The sequence below is a fragment of the Paenibacillus sp. GbtcB18 genome (genome assembly GCF_019091125.1).
GTDB lineage: Bacteria > Bacillota > Bacilli > Paenibacillales > NBRC-103111 > Paenibacillus_F > Paenibacillus_F chitinolyticus.
In genome coordinates, this window is the sequence record NZ_JAGXJX010000003.1 from 466,811 (window position 1) to 487,866 (window position 21,056).

General features: G+C 53.7%; 14 protein-coding genes and 1 pseudogene. 2 read left to right on the top strand and 13 right to left on the bottom strand.

The window, feature by feature from the left end:
* Positions 1 to 12: 12 nt before the first annotated feature.
* The 13 genes and pseudogenes from KVT34_RS12410 to KVT34_RS12470 form a co-directional block, all read right to left on the bottom strand.
* On the bottom strand, positions 13 to 1,737 hold the full coding sequence (locus KVT34_RS12410) for a dipeptide ABC transporter ATP-binding protein (RefSeq protein ID WP_217558948.1): 1,725 nt from the start codon (positions 1,735 to 1,737) through the stop codon (positions 13 to 15).
* On the bottom strand, positions 1,737 to 2,630 hold the full coding sequence (gene nikC / locus KVT34_RS12415; RefSeq protein ID WP_217558949.1) for a nickel transporter permease: 894 nt from the start codon (positions 2,628 to 2,630) through the stop codon (positions 1,737 to 1,739). Before nikC ends, KVT34_RS12410 begins: the two co-directional genes overlap by 1 nt.
* Positions 2,627 to 3,571, bottom strand: a complete 945-nt coding sequence (nikB, locus tag KVT34_RS12420; protein WP_217558950.1) for a nickel ABC transporter permease — start codon at positions 3,569 to 3,571, stop codon at positions 2,627 to 2,629. The genes nikC and nikB overlap by 4 nt, the downstream gene beginning before the upstream one ends.
* On the bottom strand, positions 3,572 to 5,182 hold the full coding sequence (nikA, locus tag KVT34_RS12425; RefSeq protein ID WP_217558951.1) for a nickel ABC transporter substrate-binding protein: 1,611 nt from the start codon (positions 5,180 to 5,182) through the stop codon (positions 3,572 to 3,574).
* A 45-nt stretch (positions 5,183 to 5,227) separates the two neighbouring features.
* A complete protein-coding gene (locus tag KVT34_RS12430) occupies positions 5,228 to 6,601 on the bottom strand; it encodes an opine metallophore biosynthesis dehydrogenase (RefSeq protein WP_254634793.1) in 1,374 nt (457 codons plus the stop codon).
* Positions 6,594 to 7,412, bottom strand: coding sequence for a nicotianamine synthase family protein (locus tag KVT34_RS12435; protein WP_217558954.1), 819 nt, complete (start codon positions 7,410 to 7,412; stop codon positions 6,594 to 6,596). Before KVT34_RS12435 ends, KVT34_RS12430 begins: the two co-directional genes overlap by 8 nt.
* 518 nt (positions 7,413 to 7,930) lie before the next feature.
* On the bottom strand, positions 7,931 to 8,335 hold the full coding sequence (locus KVT34_RS12440) for an NUDIX hydrolase (RefSeq protein ID WP_217558955.1): 405 nt from the start codon (positions 8,333 to 8,335) through the stop codon (positions 7,931 to 7,933).
* A 123-nt stretch (positions 8,336 to 8,458) separates the two neighbouring features.
* Positions 8,459 to 13,018: an S-layer homology domain-containing protein gene (locus KVT34_RS12445; RefSeq protein WP_217558956.1), complete on the bottom strand. Its 4,560-nt coding sequence runs from the start codon at positions 13,016 to 13,018 to the stop codon at positions 8,459 to 8,461.
* A 450-nt stretch (positions 13,019 to 13,468) separates the two neighbouring features.
* Positions 13,469 to 13,816 carry a hypothetical protein gene (locus KVT34_RS12450; protein WP_217558957.1) on the bottom strand — a complete coding sequence of 116 codons (348 nt, stop codon included), beginning with the start codon at positions 13,814 to 13,816 and terminating at the stop codon, positions 13,469 to 13,471.
* Positions 13,807 to 14,898, bottom strand: a complete 1,092-nt coding sequence (locus KVT34_RS12455) for an anti-sigma factor (RefSeq protein WP_217558958.1) — start codon at positions 14,896 to 14,898, stop codon at positions 13,807 to 13,809. Before KVT34_RS12455 ends, KVT34_RS12450 begins: the two co-directional genes overlap by 10 nt.
* A complete protein-coding gene (locus KVT34_RS12460) occupies positions 14,876 to 15,403 on the bottom strand; it encodes a sigma-70 family RNA polymerase sigma factor (protein WP_217558959.1) in 528 nt (175 codons plus the stop codon). The genes KVT34_RS12455 and KVT34_RS12460 overlap by 23 nt, the downstream gene beginning before the upstream one ends.
* Before the next feature lie 176 nt (positions 15,404 to 15,579).
* A pseudogene (locus KVT34_RS12465) lies at positions 15,580 to 16,452 on the bottom strand (carbohydrate ABC transporter permease).
* Positions 16,453 to 16,467: 15 nt separating this feature from the next.
* On the bottom strand, positions 16,468 to 17,418 hold the full coding sequence (locus KVT34_RS12470; protein WP_217558960.1) for an ABC transporter permease: 951 nt from the start codon (positions 17,416 to 17,418) through the stop codon (positions 16,468 to 16,470).
* Positions 17,419 to 17,562: 144 nt separating this feature from the next.
* On the opposite strand from KVT34_RS12470, the gene KVT34_RS12475 reads away from it, so the two are divergent.
* Both KVT34_RS12475 and KVT34_RS12480 read left to right on the top strand, forming a co-directional pair.
* Entirely contained in the window at positions 17,563 to 19,401 is a 1,839-nt protein-coding gene (locus tag KVT34_RS12475) for a cache domain-containing sensor histidine kinase (RefSeq protein WP_217558961.1), read from the top strand.
* Entirely contained in the window at positions 19,382 to 21,001 is a 1,620-nt protein-coding gene (locus KVT34_RS12480) for a response regulator transcription factor (protein WP_217558963.1), read from the top strand. Before KVT34_RS12475 ends, KVT34_RS12480 begins: the two co-directional genes overlap by 20 nt.
* Positions 21,002 to 21,056 lie beyond the last annotated feature (55 nt).

Below are 21,056 nucleotides of genomic sequence, written 5' to 3' on the forward strand. Positions count from 1 at the left end.
TCAGACTGCATCCTATTCGCGCATAAACGCAGAAACCAGTTGGCGCGTGTATGGATGACGTTCTTCACTGCAGAGCCGGTCGACCGGGAAACGGTCAATAATCCGGCCTTCCTTCATAACCAGGATACGGCTGCACATTCGCTGAACAACGGCAATATCGTGAGAAATGAACAAGCAGGACATGCCGAGTTCCTGCCTTAACTGCTTCAGCAAATTCAAAATTTGCGATTGTACGGTAACATCCAGACTGGAAGTGGGCTCGTCACAGATCAGAAGCCGGGGTTTAAGCAAGATAGCCCGGGCGATGGCCACACGCTGGCGCTGCCCCCCGCTCAGTTCATGGGGGTACCGGTCTCCAAGCGTGCGTTCCAGACCGACTGTCTCCAGCAGCTTGGCGGCCAGATCTCTTCTTGACTGCCCCCCTCCTGCAAATGCCGAAAGATCATCCTTTTGAAAATTATCAAACGACTCCACAATAGAGCGCCAAATCGGCAGCCGGCTATTTAAAGATGAAGCGGGATTTTGAAAGACGGCCTGTATATTTTTACGCACCAGCCGCAGCGCATGCCCTGTAAGGGCATTCAAGGATATTCCGTCAAAAAGCACTTCACCCGCATCCGGCCGCTCCAGCGCCAAGAGCAGCTTGGCGACCGTGCTTTTGCCGCAACCGCTCTCCCCGACCAGCCCTAGACATTCCCCTCCATAAATTTCAAAAGACAGCTGCCGGACTGCCGCCTCCTGCCCGGTTTTGGCTGGATAACTTTTTACAAGTCCGACGGCTGACATTAAAGGCGGACTGGGAGCCGCCGGACTCTCACTTAAGCTATGATTGCTCCCTATGACCGTTAACCCGCCCTGGGGAATGATCCGTGGACAAGCGTCCAGCAGCTGCTGCGAATAGGGATGCCGAGGCAGCCTGCAGATTTCGGCTGCTTCCCCCGTTTCCAGCAGTCGCCCTTCGCGCATAACAGCCACCCGGTCGGCGGTGCGATGCACATGGCGGAGATCATGGGAGATAAACAGCACCGCGCATCCCGTTTGGGCGCGAAGCTCATCCAGCAGACCGAGGACTCGGTCAGCCGAGACCGCGTCCAGCGCTGTGGTCGGCTCATCCGCGATTAACAAGGCGGGATGCAGCATGAATGCCGCGGCGAGCGCAGCCCGCTGCAGTTGGCCACCGCTGAGCTGGAACGGATAGCTGTCGAACACGCGATTCGCGGGCAGCATGACTCGCTCCAACCAGCTCAGCGCCAAAGTTTTTGCCTCTTGCGATGGCATCTTCTGATGGACACGGATCATTTCGGTCAGCTGGGTGCCGATTTTAATCAATGGCGTAAAGCTGCTGTGATAGTCCTGGCTTACCCAGCCGATTTTGCGGCCAAGCAGCCCTTCTCTTTTTCTGCCACGCAGTGTTAGAAGGTCGTCTCCTTGAAAGGCGATCGTTCCCAGAGCTATCTGGAGCGACGAAGGCAGCAGGCCCGTAATGGCCGCCGCGGTCACACTTTTGCCGCTGCCGCTCTCCCCGACGATGGCCAGTGTCTCCCCTTTTCGGATTGAAAAGGATATATCTTGGATAACGGGCAGAGACCGGCCGCTTCCTCTCGTGCAGATGCATAACTCCTTTATAGCCAGTACCGGTACCGGGTCATCGGATGATGTAGTTACCTGCTCCAGTTCACCTTCAGACAACGAAGCAGCGATAGCTGTCAGGGGCCTTTCCCCCTGCTCCGTGCGCATTACGAATACCTCCTCTTCCGGCGGCTGTGACGGTCGCTCTGGACATCAAGCGCATCCCTCAAACCGTCGCTCAGCAGATTCAGTGCGATTACGACAGCAAGAATCGCGACGCCCGGGTAGATCATGAACTGCGGTGCCGCCTGGAAATAGGGTCGTCCTTCGCTCAGCATGGCCCCCCACTCGGGAGCAGGAGGTTGGACGCCCAAACCGAGATAAGATAATGCCGAAATAAGAAGGATCGTCCTCCCCACATCCAGGGCAGCCATTACAGCCAGCGGAGAAGCGATATGCCGGAGGAGATGACGCCGATTGACCGCCCAAGGGGTACTGCCGGCGACGATCGAAGCCAAGATATAATCCTGCTTCTTCTCGGACATGATGGTTCCGCGTACCACCCGGGCGTAGCCGATCCACTTGATGCAGGAGACGGCAAGCATAACCTTCATCAAACCCGGTCCCAAGAAACCCGTAACCGTTACGGCAAGCAGAAATTCGGGGAGAGCGGCCGCCGCGTCGGCCAGCCTCATGAAATAAGCGTCGGTGCGGCCGCCTCTGTAGCCGGAAAGAATACCGATCGGAATGCCGATCAGCATCACAACCGTCACGACGAGGAATGAAAGGCCCAGCGTGACCGAAGTGCCCGCCAGAAGTCTGGACCAAATGCACCGGCCCAGATGATCTGTGCCTAGCGGGTACTGCAGGCTGGAGGGCTTCAGCCGCTCCGACATGCTGACCAGCAGCGGATCATGGGGAGCAAGCCATTTCCCGAACAAGGCCGCCAGGAGAAACAACGCGAGCATAAGCATCCCGACGCAGGCCATTCGGTTATGCCGCAGCCTGCTCCATGCCGTGTTAGGAGCGAATGCGGTATTGTCCGCAATGCGACCGTTCATGCTTCTCTCCCCTTCGCATAACGAATTCTGGGGTCCATATACCCCAAGCTGATATCCGACAGCAGATTGGCAAGACCAATGCACAGGCCCGAAAACAGAACATACCCTTGAATGATCGGATAATTACGCTGCGTAAAGGCTTCCATCGCCAGGCTGCCGAGACCCGGCCATCCAAAGAGAGATTCCGTGACAACCGAACCGGCAAGCAAGCTGCCGACGCTCAGCCCGAAGAGCGAGATCACCGGAAGTAAAGCGGCTCTTAGCGCATGGTTTACCGTAATCCGCCATTCCGGGATTCCCCTGCCTCGTGCCGCCCGGATATACGGCTGCGATAGAGTGTCCAGGAGTCCGGATCGCAGCAACCGGATATACTCCGGCGCCATTACAAAACCCAGCGTAAGCGACGGCAGGATCAAATGCAGAAAATCTCCCCCGCCCATGACGGGCAGCCAGTTCAATTGATAGGAGAACAGGTAGATAAGCAGCAGTCCCAGCCAGAAGGTCGGCATGGAGATGCCGAGTAATGCGATCAAGCGGCTGATATGGTCCGGCCAGCGGCCTTGATACTTAGCCCCCAGTATGCCGAGTGGAACTGCGGTCAGCACAACGACCAGCATGGCTCCCGCCATCAGGAAAAACGTAGCCGGCAGACGTTCCATGAGAATATCAACCACATCCCGGCCTGTCGTATAAGACTGTCCGAGATCCAGTCTTAGAACCCCGGCAAACCACCTTGCGTACTGCTCGTAGATCGGCATATTCAGGCCAAGTTTCTCTTTTACAGCCGCCACATCGACAGCGGATACCGCCCCTTCGTCCGCTTTCAGCACAGCCCGTACCGGATCGCCGGGTGCCAGCTTCATCAGGACAAAGGTAACGAGACCCAAGAAGAAGAGTACACAGGCGAGATACGCAATCCGCCCTGCCGCAAGCTTGATCATCTAGTTCACATCCAGCTTATTCGTGACAATGTAGAACTCTTCCGCTCCGGGTTTCCAGCCGCTGATCCCATTGTTTATACCTACCAGTATGTTCGGATAAATAATATAGGAATGCGGCATCGCTTCCATAATCACTTCAACGGCCTGCTGTGTGAGCATGTTGCGCTTTTCCGCTTCCCCCGTCTCGTTCAGTGTCGTCAGCAGCGGAGCAAGCTTCTCGACTTCAACCCCTGCGGGATTGTAGGATTCACCCGGCACATAGGCCGAATTCAGAAATGAGCCCCCGTCGCCTCGTGGCGAGGTAAGATAACTTGATGTCGAAAGATCCCAATCGTTATGATCCTTAACATAGACATCCGGATATTCCACGGAATCGATCTTCAGCTCAATTCCCGCCTTAGCCGCCTCGGATTGGAGCAGCTGCGGGATCAGCGGGAGCTCGGGGTTAATTCCGCTAAAGGCAATCAGCTTAAGAGTAAGGGGTTTGCCGTCCTTTTCCAGCTTGCCCTTCGCGTTCTTCTTGTACCCTGCACTTTCCAGCAGCTCCAGCGCCCCTTGCGGGTCGAGCTTCTGATAGCTCCCTTTCCTGCCGAATGGCAGTGTACTGTTAAACGGTCCGTTGGCAGGAAGCGCATGACCGAGCATCACGTCTTTGACGATAGCGTCCCGGTCGATGAGTTTATCTATCGCTTGTCTTACCCGGATGTCTTGAACCGTGGCGCTTTTGGGGTTGTACGTAAAATAATGCGTACGGAGACTGGTAACCGATTGGATCGAAAGCTGTCCGTCTTGCCGGATCGCCGCCAGCGCTTCGGGCGCCAAATGGTACACAATCCCCGCCTGCTTGGACTGTAAAGCCAGCGTCCGTACGTTCGCATCGGAATTGAATTGATACTTGACTTCGCTGAGCTTGGCCTTACCGTCCCAGTAATCGGCGTTACGTACCAAGGCAACTTCTTTCCCTGGAATAAAAGCGGCTACTTTGAATGGCCCCGTACCCACGGGCGATTTATTGAATGCTTCCTTTCCCATAGCTTTCTCGGCCGCTGTACTTATGACGCTCGCTGTCGGATGAACCAGTTCAGCGGGAAATGCGGGGAACGGTTCCTTGGTTTTAAAAATCAGCTCTTGCCCGTTTGCTTCGATGGACTCTAGCTTCAAGGAAGCGGACAAAGCCGAGCTGTCGGCGATTCCTCGCTCGAATGACGCTTTTGCGGCGGCGGCATCCAGCTTAGTCCCGTCATGAAAGAAGATCCCGTCACGCAGGGTAAACGACCATATCCGGAAGTCCTTTGTTTCCCACTTTGTGGCGAGCCAAGGCACCACCTTCATCTTCTCGTCCAGACGTACCAGCGTTTCCGAGACACCCGCTCTCAGGGGAACCCAAGTGTTGTGCGGGTCCAGCGTATCGCTCGGAAGACTGTGGACAATGGTTAATTTCTTGCCCGTTTCCCGCTGCGCAGTATCGCCTGTCTCAGACGATTGTCCTTCCCGCAGCGGAGCGGCTGGATTACATCCGGTTAACATGAGTACCGCACACAGCACGATAATGGCCGAAATCGCACGTAACCTTGGCCGGCTTCCCCCTTTTCGCTTGACTGAATCATACATCCTTTCCTTACTCCTCCTTACCATGAATCTGTTTTGTAAAGCATTCTATTCCACTTTAATTTCAAGATCGGCACGCCTTGTCGCATGTGCAGCCCAGGAAAGCTCTAGCCCGCTTAGAATAAGGTCTGCCTCACTCTCTGTCGTATCCGTGAAAAGATCGGGCCGGAAGTGCTCCATCCCCTCTTCTTCCACAAAAGAAGACAGCTTGCTCTCAAACTGGGCGATGAAGGCGGACGTTTGCGGCATAGAGAGATTTAACTTTTTCCCTAAACGTTCCACCAGCTTTATTTTCTTATAATCCTCGTACGGCACTCTGGGAAGGATCCATTTACCTTCGGAGTCTTTCGAAATTTGTTTATACGGAAAAGCGGAGAAATCCGGATATTTGCCCTGTTCATCGGGTTCAGCAAACGGGTCGATCAGAATGGAAGCATATCGGATATATAAGAGATACTCTTGCTTTACGGGATCCGCTTGGGTAAAACCTTCGATATCTTCCCGGGAAAGGGTGGTCTCATGAACAGGATAGTTGTCATCGTTGAGGAACTTAAGCAGATTGATCGGTTCAGCGTGCAGGCGGGTAACAAGCTCCCCTATTTCCTTCCACAGAAGTAACATGGACTTGATCGCCTGCGGGGTAATGGGCCCTTCCGGGTACAGTTTGTACATGTATTTTCTGGAGGGGGTACGGCTAAATATCTCACTCATCGAAAATTCATTGATGAAAAAGGCCGGATGAACATAAGTCGTAATACTGCGACTTTCGGCAGCGGCAGGATGGGAAACGCTTTCGAATTGAATGCCGAGCGACTCAATAAACCGCTTTATATCGCCTATCGTCCGACTGTCCGGCTTACTGCTGCCGGCTGTAACTTTGCGCTTGAGCCCGCGTACGATCGATCTCAGCACCGTGGACTGGCCTGCTTCAAACGCGAACCTGGAAGCGCCGTAATAGGTGGATAGGGAAATGATCTCGATATCGGAGCCAACGGATCTCACCAGACTTTGCACAAGCAGATTCGAACCGATTCCCGGCGAGAGAAGCACAATGCGCTTCACCTGAGAAAGGTTCTCCAGCCTTAACGCGCCGATGACATCCGAATAGCTGTCGGACGGCGTACATAGAATCACAGTTTGCCACCTATCGTCAATTTCATCGAAGCCGTCGTAGTAATCGTCCAGCCGGACCTCACCTGTGAGATGACGCTTGGATTGAATCTCTACGACAGAAGAGAGGGTATAGCCTTGCACGCTGAGCTCATTCAGGATACGGGTAGAATGCGCTCCCTTGCGATTCGCCAGGCCCAACCGGGCGCACCATCCACGACCCACATCGACAGCGATATGAACGCCCGCCGGCCCCGCTCCCACGATCAATGTGTTTCCGAGCGGCGGAACAACCTGCTCAGGACTAGTCAAAGGCAATCGTCCTTTCTTGGGTTAAGAGTTTGGATTCCATCAAAACCGTGTCGTACAGGCTATTGGTTCTAACAACGGGCGTCAGATTCCACTCATAAGACAAATCCTCATGCAGAGGATAATTAAAAAGCGACTTCAACCCGTTGCCGTAACGAACAATAATTTTGGTGTCCGGCCTCGCCGTACGCTTCACCTCTTCAACGATCTCCAGCTTATTCGCAACAAGAGAAGCGACAAAGACATGGGTAGCCTCCCGGATAAACGGATGGTCCGATAATCGGCCTCCCGCAAAATCCACTAGAGCCTGCAGTCCGGAAGCCGATGCAACCTGGAAACCGAGTTTGACGGCTTCCTCATCAATATCCAGGCACAGCACCTTGGCTCTCGATTCCTTCGCTATCGTTAAAGCCGACAACGGATAAGCGCCCGAACCGATAAAAAGCACTCTGGATGCCGATCCGATCCCGAATAAATCAAGCTCCTCCTGAACGGCATGAGACAGCTGCTCGATGTAAGAAGTAGCTTCCAATTCTTTGTTGATCAACAGCCGCGATTGATATTTCTCCATGTCGCACAGTGCCTTGACCGATGTCTCCCGCAGCTTCTCGCTGTATTGTCTTACTTCATCATGGGTTCCCCATTCATGCCAACGCTTTTCATTTTCGTCATTCACCATAAACCGGCACAGATCGTCCAGCTTGGACTTTAGAAGCTCGAAGCATTCCGGATCTTCTCTTGAGAACGCATTCAATTGATTGATTTCATACTCAAGCGATTGCAACGAGAGCAAGAAAGCGTACTTACTTTTCACAAATTCACTCCTTCCGGGCTTAATCGCGCTTTAAAAAACAAGTGTAAGAGGCTCACTCCTTCCGGACTTCAAGTATAATTAGGAAAGACAGTTTAAATATTACAGCAATTGGATTCGTAGAAATATAGCTAACTATGGCTATTTTTCCATTTACTTTAATTTTGACATTTGGTCAATAAACCTATTATTCACGTGAAGATAATTGCCAGTGAAACGTATTTGCCTGCGCCATGTCTCCCGATTCAAATGACCATCTAAGAAATCGTTGAACGTTATCCGGAAATGAAAAAACCAGCAGCGGCAAAAATTTGCGGCTGCTGGTTTTAAATTCAGTCTCAAACGTAAACACTAATGGGTCCCATTTATGGATCTTTCCGCAACGCCGCGAAGCTCTCAACGCGCGGTGCTCGGCGTCACATCACGGTGGTCAACCAAATCAGTCTCAAATACAGCCGGTACTCCCGGCTTAACATTTCTTTTGTTTCGATGCTTCCTACCGACTTTACCTAATCTACAGGCTACAGCAAAAGCTTTAATTCATGCAGCCGGTCGAAAATGAGCCGGCTGACAGGTGAGACATGTTCCCGGTCGCCGTAAGCTAGCCAGACCAGTTCCTCGATTTCGGATGCCGGACTCAGATCGCCTTCGAAATCCGCTTGGTAACAAGCCATCCGTACGAGAACTCCTTCTTCTTTTCCGTGAGCTTGGGCTTCGAACGTCCCGAAATGCGACACGGTTTCGGGTTTGATACGGACGGAAACCTCTTCCTCCACTTCACGCACAAGCGTATCCGTGTCGGTTTCACCGGGGTCCCGTTTGCCTCCGGGAATGTAATACGTATCTTTCCCTTTGGAGCGCGCGCTAAGAATGCGGCCGTTCTCCACATAGATCCACGCGATTTTATCAATAGCTGCTGCTGACATACGATGTACCCCCGCTTGATTTTTCTAAAAAGTATACCACCTCCCGTCCTATTTTCAAAGGAACCGGCAAGTGCAAGCGGGCGGGGTAACCGGCCTTCTTGCTGTGCCTGCTGTGCCTGCCGTTCATTTCCGGCCGGCGGCCCGGAGCAGCAGAGTTACGGCTTCCGCGCGCGTAGCCGGATCACCCGGCGCGAACATGCCGCCGCCTGGACCCGCGACAAGTCCCAGCCCGGCCGCCGCGCCGACATACCCGCGGGCCCAGGCCGGAATATCGCCGTCGTCGGCAAAACCGGTCTGCGCCGTCTGCGCCGCCGGCAGCTTCAGCGCACGGGCGGCCATGACCGCCATCTCCGCGCGGGTGATGTCCGCCCCGGGCCGGAATGTGCCGTCCTCGTAGCCGTCGATGATCCCGGCTTCGACGGCTTGAGCCGCCGCCGGTCCGGCCCAGGCGCCGATGTCGGCCGCGTCCGCAAAGCCGGGCAGGGCCGCGGTGCCTTCAAGGTGCAGCGCTCTTGCCAGCAGCACCGTGAACTCGGCCCGCGTCACCCGGGCGTCCGGCCGGAACGTGCCGTCGGGGTACCCGTCGGCAATCCCCTCCGCGGCGGCCCGGGAGAGGGCTTCCTCCGCCCAGTGTCCGGCGGTGTCCCGGAAAAGCGGAGGCGGATTCGCGCCGTCCTCCTTCACGGCAAAAACAGCGAATATTCCCGTGTCGGACGCCTCCACGCTGATTTTGCCGTCCGCGGCTGCGCCTCCGAGCCGGGTCCACTCTTTCCGGACGGGATCATAGGTAAAGACGGCGGCTTGACGGCCCGTGCCTGCCTTCCCCGCTTCGTAAGCCAGTGTTAATTTAATCGGCTTTACCAGGCTCGTGCCGGAGCTGCGCGTCACTTCAAAGACAGGGCTGACTCTCTCCCATCCACCTCCAATAAGACCGGAAGGTTCCATGATTTTCCGGATGCCGAACGTGACGGTTTCCTTCGAAACGCCGGCAGGGATATCGATTCCGATCTCGCTTCCAAGACGGGCCGTTCCCCCTTCGCCCGGCTTCAGCGTCAGCAGGCCGTTCTCGCCGTCAGGCTGCGCACCGCCTGCGCCGCTTGAGCCGCCGCCTGTCCCCGTCCCGCTGTCTCCGTCATCCGGACTCCCCGATCCAGGGTCCGATCCCGGATGATCGATGGACTCTTTCAGGCGGACGTTTAAATCGCGGAGCGTGTCTATGACCGTTTCGAAGCGGACCGGATACTCCAGCAGTAAATTCTCCACCTGCCGGCGAATATCCGGACTGCCTTTTCCGGTGGACAGCAGTTTCGCGGATTCGGCGATCAATTCCTGGTACGGTACCATTTTGTCGTCGCCGTATACTTCGAACTCGTAGATTGAGTACCCGTATTTGGTGCCGTCTACCGGTTTTCTTTCGACTCCCTGAAATTTAACGTACCTGGCCTTTACGGGCTGAAAGTCGATCGTGTCCAGTTTACCGGCGGAAGACAGGATCGCGTCGCCCCCTTTGACATTGGTCCATGTCTGCTTGTCTTCGGATACGAGAAGCTTGAACTTCTCCGCCGCCGTCTCCCATCCGATTTGGATTTTGTTGATCGTTTGAGACTTGCCGAGATCGACGATCATCCAGGAAGCGTCATCGTACGCGCTGGACCACCGGGTGAACAAATTGCCGTCGATCGAATTGCCCGGCGTATGCTCGGGAGCTTCGAGAGGAGAAGACTCCGCTTTTTGGTGAAGAGCCAGATTGTTGACGTCCAGTAAAGGAAGAAACTCGTTATAAATGTGCACATTGTCGATCGCGCCTCTGAAGGAGTTCGTTTCGCTTCCGATTTTCTGAACCGGCAGCATCAGCGTCTGAATGCGTCTGACCGGCAGACCGAGTTTTTCCGCGTATTCATTGCCGTTCACATAAAGAGACACACCCATCGCATCCCCCGTCAAGTATAGATGCGTCCATTTGTCAGCCGGAACCTTATAGTTGAATACGCTGTCATAATCCTCTTTGGAAAAGCCCAATTTGCCCGTTTTTCCTTGTTTCAGCTTGATTTTCCCTATAGGCGACTCCATCAGTACGGCATCGTCCGGATTATCCCGTTCGGGCTTGATCCACATGGAAACCGTCCAGCCGAAGCCCATCGTATCAATCGGAGTCTCGACGTAGCTTTTTCCGCCTCGGAATTGGGCCGCCTTGCCGTATTTTCCTTCAGTAAAAGCGATATTCTCGCCTTTTCCGTGAAGCTTGTTTCCGGAAGTGTCTTCCGCATTCCCGTCGAACGGATACCGGATCACCAAGCCGTCAGACCGATCTGTGTTGACCCGGTGCAGGCGGTTCACGCCCGGCGCTTCGCCGATTCCGGCCGCCGTCGCCATAAACGCGTCGTAATCGCTGCCTTCCCGCGCTCCCTGCCACATTTTCTCCGAAAGAACCTGCATCGCGGGCAGCATCCGGACGTGAGAATCGTCCATTGAAACTCCGGTTTCGTACGAAATATCGTTCCAGATGGCGAACATGCCGCCTTTAAGCCGCGGAAGCCCGTATGGCAGCGTAATGCCCGGCCATTTTACAGGTTCCCACTGCCGGTAAAGAAACGGAGTATTCAAATAATCCCGGTACAGCCGCGGAACAAGATACATATAGTTGGTATCGGAATTAACGATGTCATAACCCAAATCCATCGCTTGCTTCGGCCCTCCGTACGGCTCATACCAAATGTCCATGGTGGCCTCGCTGCTGATGGGAGTCGCCCCCGCATATTCATTGAGGCCGCCCCACAAATACGGATGCTTGCCTTTGCTGTTGATGTGCTTGATCAGCGTATCCATGTAGCCGCGGAAAACCTCTTTAGAAGGCCCTCCGTATTCGTCCGTCCCGATATGAACATCCGGTCCGAGAAACGTCGGTTCCCCGTTGTTGTAGCCGTCGATATATTCGTCGAAAAGACTTTTGACAAAATCCACGGTTGCGGGCTTCGAAATGTCAAGAGTGTGGTCCGTCCCGAGTGAAGGATCGTACGTCGTGAAAATACGCGAATGGCCCGGCGTATCGATTTCAGGGATGACATTAATCCTGTAATCGCTTCCAAGACGCTGCAGCTCGCGGAACTCTTCCTTCGTGTAATGACCGTCCGAGCTCGCCAGGCCGGGATAACGCTCGCTTTCCAGTCGGAAGGCGGCCCGCTGCCCGTTCTTAAACGGAACTCCGACGTCATCGTTCAGATGAATCTGCAGGTCCGTCATCTTGTACCAAGCAAGCAATTTCACGTAATCCCGTAAAAAATCAATCGTATAAAACTTCCGGGCGACATCGATCATCAGCCCTCTCGTCTCGTACTTGGGGTAGTCGCGCGCCGTTCCGACCGGAAGATGGCGGCGCTCCGGGTCTCCTTTCAGAATCTGCAGAACCGATCGGGTTGCCCAGAAGACGCCTTTCGTTTCGGGAGCTGTAATCGTAACGGACTCCTTCACGTCCAGCAGATAACCTCCGGCACCCAGATGCTTCATAGCCGGGTCTAGCACCATGAATAGGTCTCCGGCAGACGCTTTGCCTTGAACGATCTTCGGATTCAGGCCGGTCATCTCTTTCAAGTCGGCCCGGACGGTTTCTGCCGTTTGCCGCAAGGCCGGATCGCTGATTACGATTCTGGAGGAGGCCGACAGGGCAAAGCGGCCCGTTCCCCCGGCCCATTCGCGCAGCGATGGAATGACCTTCGGCTCGGGATTGCGATCCGGTGTTTGTGTATACAACCCGGGTACGTGCACGCCGATGTTGCCGGTTATTCCTTTCCGCGAAGGATCGGATTCGCTTTCCACCTGCAGAAGGAGCTGAACGGTTCGGTCCGACAACGGCGGATGAACGGTTCCTTCTTTGTCGATGACCGGCAGAGCGTCGCTTCCGTACACGGATATTTTATAACCGGGCGGCATGGCAGGGAGATTTAGCGAGGTCTGTCCCTTCACGACCGGGTCGAGCTTTTGAATGCCGCCGATGATTTTGGCGATCGGGTCCTCTTTATACACCTCGAATTCGTAAAAAGAATACCCGTACAAGATGCCGTCGCTCGCCGGCGCACGCTCCACGCCTTGGAACTTAACGTATCTCGCTTCACGCGAAGGGAAATTCAGCACTTCTTTGCCGCCTTCGCATTGGATCAGTTCGTCATTCTCACGAATGTTCTCCCATACGTCGCCGTATACGGAAGTGAGCACCCGGTACGATTTGGCGGGCGTCTGCCAATGGATCACCACTTGGCCGATCTCTTTTTTCCCGCCGAGATCCACCTCGAACCACTGATCATCCGTTTTGGCGGACGACCACCGGGTTCCCATATCCCCGTCCACGGCCATCTCGGGATACAAGCCGTAATCCACTTCATTGCCCGAAACTTTAACGGGTTTCTTCAGGGCAAAATTTTCGTTGTCGCCGGCCGGCGTTGTCAGAAACAGGGGGCCGGGACTCACACCCGGAGCCGGCCGTTCAGCCGGTCCGCCGTACGTTTCTTCCGGAACAGGAGGGTCTAGCGGTTCTAGCGGTGCATTTACCGTTTGCACGTCCCCTCCTAATCCGGTTGGATTTGGACCGGCATATACGGCCGGCTGGCCCGCACTTAAAACGATTGAGAACACAAGTACAAATGTCAGCATGAAGGAAAGCTTCGCTTTCGTTCCTTGATAGGTCTTCATTTACTCATCCTCATTTCTTTGTGAAGGACTTGTGATCGATTTTCCGGTTCTGCGTAAGAGACATAGGCCGGGCCCGGCTCCTGTTGTTGCTTTCGGTTACTTTCCGGTTCTTCATTTCCCTCCTTCCGATGTATGATTGAACCAATAGACCCTTCCACTGTTAATACTAAAAGTCCGCCTTCCCTGTTAAAAAGAGATAACTTCTTACATTGATATACAATCGTTTACTTAGGGCGGCGAACCGCCTTCCAAACCGGATAATGAACGCCTCCGCACTTCAAGCAAAAAAAGCCCCCGATATGGAGGCTTTTCCGCTGCGGCTTTCGCTGATCGTTCAATGGGGCGCCTTATCCCGGGTTTCGGGTTTCGGGTTTCGGGTTTCGGGTTTCGGGTTTTGCGGCTCGAGTTTCCTGTTTCAGGTTTCCCTGCTCGTCCCCGTTCCCTTGCCGATCAAGGCTTCGGATTAATCATCCAGCCCGTCACGAATACCACCGCCAGGAAAAGGACATAAACCAGTTGGATCGCGAGAGCCCAAAGACACAGCTTTTTACTCCGGTTTCGCAGGAAAAGACCGGTTAGCGCGCTTAACGTGCTGGCGGCAAAAAGAACTTCAAGAACGTCCAGCGTCCACACATTAAACAGCAGCGTGAGATTAATAACGGCCAGTTGAACCACTGCCAGGCTGCAGGACATATACCCCGTCCACGATTCTTTGAGAAAAGGGCTGCCCGGTCTGCCGCTTTTTCCGTTCCCGGGCCTTTTCTTAGTGATGGTGGCAAACCATGAAGTCAGTTCCATAACCGGACCTCCCCGACTTTAATTCCCCGGACCAGGGCGTTATTACGCAGGGCAGCCAAATCCTTGACAGGTCCTGTCACGACAGCTCCGTACGTTTTGATTCCGTTCTCTTTCAAATACGGGATTCTCTTATCCAATTCCAGCGATTGGCTCCCGGAGAATAACGCCGCCATCTTTTCATAGTTTTTCAGAAAAACGAGAGTGTCCATAAACTGCTCCGCATTTTCTTTCGTATCGTTAAAAGGTGACCACGCGTCCCGGTCCTCCTGCGCCGGATAGCCGATCGGTCCGATCACGCGCCCCCCGCTGTCCACGCCCCGCTGCTCGAAGCCGGTGTCTACCGCGTACCAGACGACTTCGACGGAGCCGCTTTGAAGCGCTTTGAGTGCTTCTTCCGTGCCGATTACGCGGTTCAGCGACACGTAGGCTTCGGCAACCGTTCCTTCCGGCAGCTTTTCAAGCCGCCGCCATTCCGTGCCCGTCAAATAGGGCAAGCTCGGTATCCCGGGATGAACGAGCAGCCGGTTCTCTTCCGTCGGAATCTCCGGCAGCGGAGCATCCGTGAAATACTCCACCTTCGGAAAACCGTTCGGTCTTCCGAGTATAAAGGAAGCCGACTGCTCTCCCGCACGGATGTCCCGGTTCCCGACTTTTTTCCACAGCTCCATATCGACCGTGAGCGACAACGGATGCACTTGCGTTTCGATTTTCCGCTCTTCCAAGGTCATATTCGGTTTGGTGACATAGACCGTTTTGTCCAGAACCTCAATCAATTTGTTCGCATTCAAGGACGGGTGCAGCGCATAATAAACGAGTGTTCCCATATAGGATAAGGGCAAAATCAGCAGCAGGACGACAAGTGTAATCAGGGTGGACGTCCATCTGGCCCTCCACTTGCTCCTGCCGATAATCATCTCCTCGCTTTGTTTTCCGGGAACGCTTCTTCCCGTCTCCTCATCCAGCAGCGCGTTGTAAGCATCCAATTTATCGAGTTCTTCTTCCATTTCACGCTCGTCCGCTTCGGACAACGTTCCTTCTCTGAACGCTTTCAGACGTTCTCTAAACGGATTCTCGTGGTTCATGACCGGGCTCACGCTCCTTTCCTTTCATTTGCCGCAGTTTCTGTCTCCCCCGGAAAAGCAGACTTTTTAACGTTGAAAGCTTCAGGTTCAACACATCGGCCGCCGCCTGGCAGGACATTTCCTCCAGATCACACAGCCGCACAGCATCCCGGTACTTATCCGGAAGCGAGGAAATCGCACGCACGATTTCCGCTTTCCCTTCTTTCTCTAACAAAGTTTGTTCGGTAGACCCCTTAACAGGTACTTGGGCAAAAAATTCATCCTGTTTTAAATCGATCCGTTTGTGCTTGCGCAAATAGTCGATATACGTGTTTTTGGCTACCGTAAAAAGCCACGGTTTGATCCTTGTTCCGCTGTAATCCTCTAAGTTCACATACGCTCTATAAAAGGTTTCCTGAAGAATATCTTCCGTCAAATGATGATCTTTACATAAGGAAAACAGATAGGCGTATAGATCTTTGAAATATTTGCGGTAAATGTCTTCTAGACTCGACGATTCATTCATGTTCTCCTCCTTCGGTAAAAACACGGTTATCTCCTGTTAAAAGTTGCATAACCGTTCGATCAAACTTACGCCCCAAACAAAAAAACCGTGCGGCGCACGGTTTTTATCACGATAAAACTCCACATGGTTTTTTCTTTTTTTTCTATAGATGAGTCTGTTTCTGCCGGTTAACCGGCCTATTCTTTCACCGCACCCACCACGATGCCGGTTACGAAATAGCGCTGCAAGAAAGGATACACGAGCAGGATCGGCAGGGCGCTGATAAAAATTTGCGACGCCCGGATCGTACGCTGAGACAGGCTGGCAACGGCTGCCGGGTCCAGCTTCGACATGTCCGCCTGCACGATGATCGTCTGCATAAACGTGGCAAGCGGGAGCTTCTCCGAATCCCGGATATAGATAATCCCGTCGAAATACGAATTCCAATGCCCGACCATCATAAACAAGGAGACGGTAGCCACCACAGGCAGGGAGACCGGCAAGTAGACGCTCAGGAATGTGCGAAACTGCCCCGCCCCGTCGATAAAGGCCGCTTCCTCCAGGTCTTTGGGCACCGTGCGGAAGAAGTTCATAAGCAGAATAATGTTAAAGACACCCACCAGCCCGGGAAGAATAAGGGCCATCAACGTGTTCATGAGTCCGAGCTTCAGGATCAGAATATAGCTTGGAATCAGTCCCCCGCTGAACAGCATCGTCACGAAAAATTACCAAAGATACAGGTTGCGGGCACGGAAAACGTGACTTTCTTTGGACAGGGCGTAGGCGGCAATGGTGTTCACGACCAGAGCGAGCGCCGTTCCGAGCACGGTTCTCTGCACGGACACCCACAACGACGACAGGAAATTCGCGTTATCGAACGTTTTGGCGTAGGCTTCGAATGTAAAACCGATCGGCCAGAAGGTAACCAGTCCCGCATTTGCCGGCGCCGAAGCACTGAGGGACACCGTCAGCAGATGATACAGAGGAAGCAGGCAAAGAATGGCCAGAACCGTTAAAAACACATTGTTGAACAGGCTGAATATCCGGTAAGGCAGTGTTTTATGATACATGCGCTCTCTTCCCTTCTAGAAAATTCGGTACCCCGCAAACCGGTAAGCCAGTCTGTACGAGATTGCGATCAGGATCAGACTGATGAACGATTTGAACAGGCTGACGGCCGTGGCAAAGCTGAACTGCCCGCTGAGAAGACCTTCCCTGTACACGAACGTGTCGATAATATCGCCCTGCTGGTAAATGAGCGGGCTGTACAGGTTGAACACCTGGTCAAAGTTCGCGTTGAGCACGTTGCCGAGCGCCAGAGTGGCAATCACGATCGTAATCGGGATGAGCGCGGGAATCGTAATGTAGCACGTCTGCTTCCAGCGTCCGGCTCCGTCTACCTCTGCCGCTTCATACAGCGAGGGGTTAATACCGGAGAGCGCCGCCAGGAAGATGATCGTATTAAAGCCGAATTCCTTCCAGACGTCACTGAAAATGATCGTGAACCGGAACCAGTTTCCGTCTCCCAGGAAGAATATCGGCTTGATGCCGAACACGGAAACAAGAAGCTGGTTGATAAGTCCCGTTTGGGCAAGCATATCGATCAAAATGCCCGAAAGCGTCACCCAGGACAGAAAGTGCGGCAAATAAACGAGCGTTTGAATCGTTCTTTTCAGCGCCATTTTCCGCACTTCGTTCAGCAGCAAAGCAAAGAAAAACGGAATGATCAGATTCATGACCATTTTCGAACAGGCGAAGAACAACGTGTTCCACGTGATTTTTAAAAAATAATCGTTTTCCCACATATACCGGAAATGCTTCAAACCGACCCAGGGAGAGCCGGAAATTCCCAGCGCGGGTTTATAGTCCTGGAAAGCCATAACAATCCCCGACATGGGGATATACGAAAATATCAATACGAGAACAGCCGCCGGCAGAACCATAAAGTGAAGGATCCAGGGCTGCTTGTAGCCTTTTTTTGCGTCTGTGCGCCGGGCTTTGCCGGCATCGACCTGCTGCACCGTGTTCACTCCCATCGCTCTCTCCCGCCCCAAAAAATTATTTTGTGTGTACGATGAATCTCTGCTATAAATAGTAGCAAGCATTTCGGAAAGCTGACTATAGTACAATGTTAGGCTGCCATAGGGATTTATTAGGGGCAGGGTCTGGAGGAGATCGGAATGGGTTTGGGATTAGCGGGAATCGTTGCGAAAGTCCGGGGAAAAGCAAGATACAGATTCAGTCTGTTTGCCAAAATGAACACTTTGATCATCGTGCTTTTTATCCCGATTATTCTTGTGTACACGTATTCAAACGACGTGACTTTCAATGTCGTAAGCACCGAGCTGCAGAAGTCCAACACCAAACAGCTTACGTTTTTATCCGGTCAGATCGATTCGCGCATCAGTCAAATGATGGATTTCAGCCTGGTCTTCTCGAAAGATCCGAATGTCAGCAAATTCAACGGATTGAATATGTGGGAAGACCGCTACGACCGGATGCAGACTCGGTACGTCATTCAGGAGAAAATGGCGCTCCAGTCCCGGGTAACCGACATTTGGCCGGCCCGGTACGCGGTCTACTCCCAGCAGAACAAAGACGTGATCTCGAATTACAAATCGCCCGCCTTTGACGAGCAGTATTTACAGAACAACAGGAGCGGAAAATGGACCTACGGGGACGGAAGCCGCAAAGCTCCGGGAGGACTGGACGCTTTTTACTGGTTTTATACGGACTCTCTGGCCCAGCCCGGCATGCTGACGGGCAGCAGCCTCGTCATCGAAGCGAGCTTCAGCTACGAGAATATCCAGAATATGCTGGATACCTACAAAGCGGGCGGACAAGGCGATCCGTTTTTTTACCACAAAGGGGATACGCCGATCTTGAACCGCAGTGCGGATAAGCGCCTGTCGGAACAATTGATCAGCTACCTGGACGAGCATTCCCCGGACAATACGACGCAGCATGTCGTCAAGCTGGACGGCAAAAATTATCTGGTCAGCTCCGTCAAATCGTCCTACCTGGATTGGCATCTGGTTGATGTGGTTCCGCTCGATCAGATCCTGGGCCCCATTTCGTTCAGCCGGAATCTGTTCTATCTCTCGATGTTCCTGCTGTTCGTGGTTGGCATTTCGGCCTCGATTCTGCTGTACCGGAACGTCCAGAAGCCGATTCTCAAGCTGATCAACGGACTGCGACGTGTTCAGCGCGGAGACTATTCCGTCCGTCTGCATACCCGGGACCACAACGAATTTTCGTTCCTGTTCTACCGGTTTAACGATATGTCGCGCCAGATTCAGGACCTTATCGAGAACGTGTTCAACGAGAAAATACGGGCCCGGGAAGCGACGCTCAAACAGCTCCAGGCTCAAATCAATCCCCATTTCCTGTATAACTGTCTGGGCTACATTATTAATATGGCCCAGATGAAAGAGGAGGAAGCCGTCGTCGCGATGGCGTATAATTTGAGCGCCTATTACCGCTATACGACGCGAATGGAACGGGAGACGGCCTCTCTCGAAGAAGAGATCAAGCTGCTTGTCAACTATCTCGATATCCAGAAGCTCCGCAACGGCCGGATCGACTACCGGATCGACATTCCCGAAAACATGCGCAGCCAGTCCGTTCCGCGCCTGATCCTCCAGCCGATCGTGGAAAACTCCGTCATTCACGGAGTCGGCAAATCCTACACGTCCGGCGAAATCCGGATCACCGGCGAGATGTCGGACGGCTTCTGCCGGATCTATGTGGATGACGACGGACCGGGATTGAATGCCGAGCAGGAATCGGCGCTGAACCGGAAAATGCGGGAGCCGCTGCAGGAAGAAATGGGCTGCGGCTTGTGGAACACGAATCAGCGCATCATGCACCAATTCGGCAGCCGGTCTTTTCTGGCTTTCGTCAAATCGCCGCTTGGCGGACTCCGGACCGAAATCGTCTGGGAGATCCCTCCTGCCGCAGCAACATCCGACTATTCGAGACCTCAAGGAGACCTTAGACATGCAAATGATTATCGTTGACGACGAAGCCCACTGGGTGGACAACCTGGCGCTGCATAAGCCGTGGCACGAACTCGGAATCGAACAGGTGCACCGGGCTTACTCCGCCTTCGAGGCGCTGCAAATCATTGATACTCATCCGATCGACATCGTGATCTCGGACGTTCAGATGCCCGAGATGACCGGCATCGAGCTCATCGAACGAATAAGAATTCGCGACAAGAAGATGAAATGCATTATCTTGTCCGGTCATTCGGAGTTCGAATATGCCAAAAAAGCGCTCCTGCACAACGCCGTCGATTATCTGCTTAAGCCGCCGACCGACCAGGAGCTGTTCGGGGCCGTCAAAACCGCGATGGATCAGCTAAACGCGGAATGGGAACTGGTCAGCTCGCTGGAGCGCACCCGGCATACGCTGCGCGAGAATTTGCCTATTCTGCGCGGACAGCTTCTGCTCGATGCCCTGCAAGGCCGCCGTCTGTCCATAGACGAATGGCATCGCAAGCTCAGCGACTACGGGCTGCCGTTCCATTTTGAGAACAGCGCGTTAATGCTCGTCAGGCTCGAAGAAGAATTCGGCCGGTACAAGAACAACGGACAGCCCTTGATCGAATATGCCATCATGAATATGGCCGAGGAGATTCTGGGCGAATTCATGGAAGTGTGGAGCGCCAAGGAGGAGCACGGTTACCTTGTGTTTCTCCTGCAGCTCAAAGAATCCCCCGGCGGCGCCGGACAAGAAAACCTCCTGGAGAAGCTTTCCCAGCAGCTCCAGCACAAAGTGAAGCAGTTCCTGAAAGGCTCCCTCTCCATCGTCATCACGGAATGGTTCGCCTTTCCGGAGCAGCTGCCCGACCGTTTCCGGCAGGCTTCCGCCTATTTCCGGGAAATCGTCGGCGACGAACGGGATTTCGTTGTACGCGTCAACGAAGTCGACCACAAGCCGGCGCAGGGGCCGCTGAACGCGCTATACGTTCCCCCCTCCCTCATTAACCTGCTGGAGGCCGGTCACTGGGATGCGGCGGAAGCCAAGCTGGCGGCCGTTTGCACGGAGCTGGAGGAGAAATGGCCGGAATCCTGGGAGCACTGCATGGAAGCCGGATTCCTCATCGCCGCTTCCTTCAGCAATCTCGCCCACCGCAGCGGCTATACGCTTACGAAGCTGCTCGAAACCGGCGATATGGAAGCGCTGCAAAGCGGAGAGGCTTTTGCCACCATCAAAAAACTCGGGAAATGGTCGCTGAGCGTGCTTCACAAGCTCAAAGAAGCCAGCTCCAGCAGCGTCAAGGACAGCCGCTCCCAATACGTGAAGAAGATCCAGGATTATGCGGATAAACATTTGCACGAAGACGTCTCCCTGCGGGCTTTGGCGGACCATATCAATTTGCACCCGACCCATTTGTCCAAAATCTACAAGATCGAGACGGGTGAAGGCATCAGCGACTATATCTCCCGGCTTCGCATGGAACGCGCCTGCCATCTGCTCAAGGCCACCGGCAAGAAAGTGTATGAAATCAGCATGGAAATCGGCTACATGGACCCGGCTTATTTTATAAAAGTGTTCAAGCGCCATTTCGGGGTTACGCCCCAGGAATACCGGGACGGGGCTTTATTACCATGACAGATTCCTATCGAAACTAACAAACTCATATAGATGCTTTCCCCGGAAAGTTGAT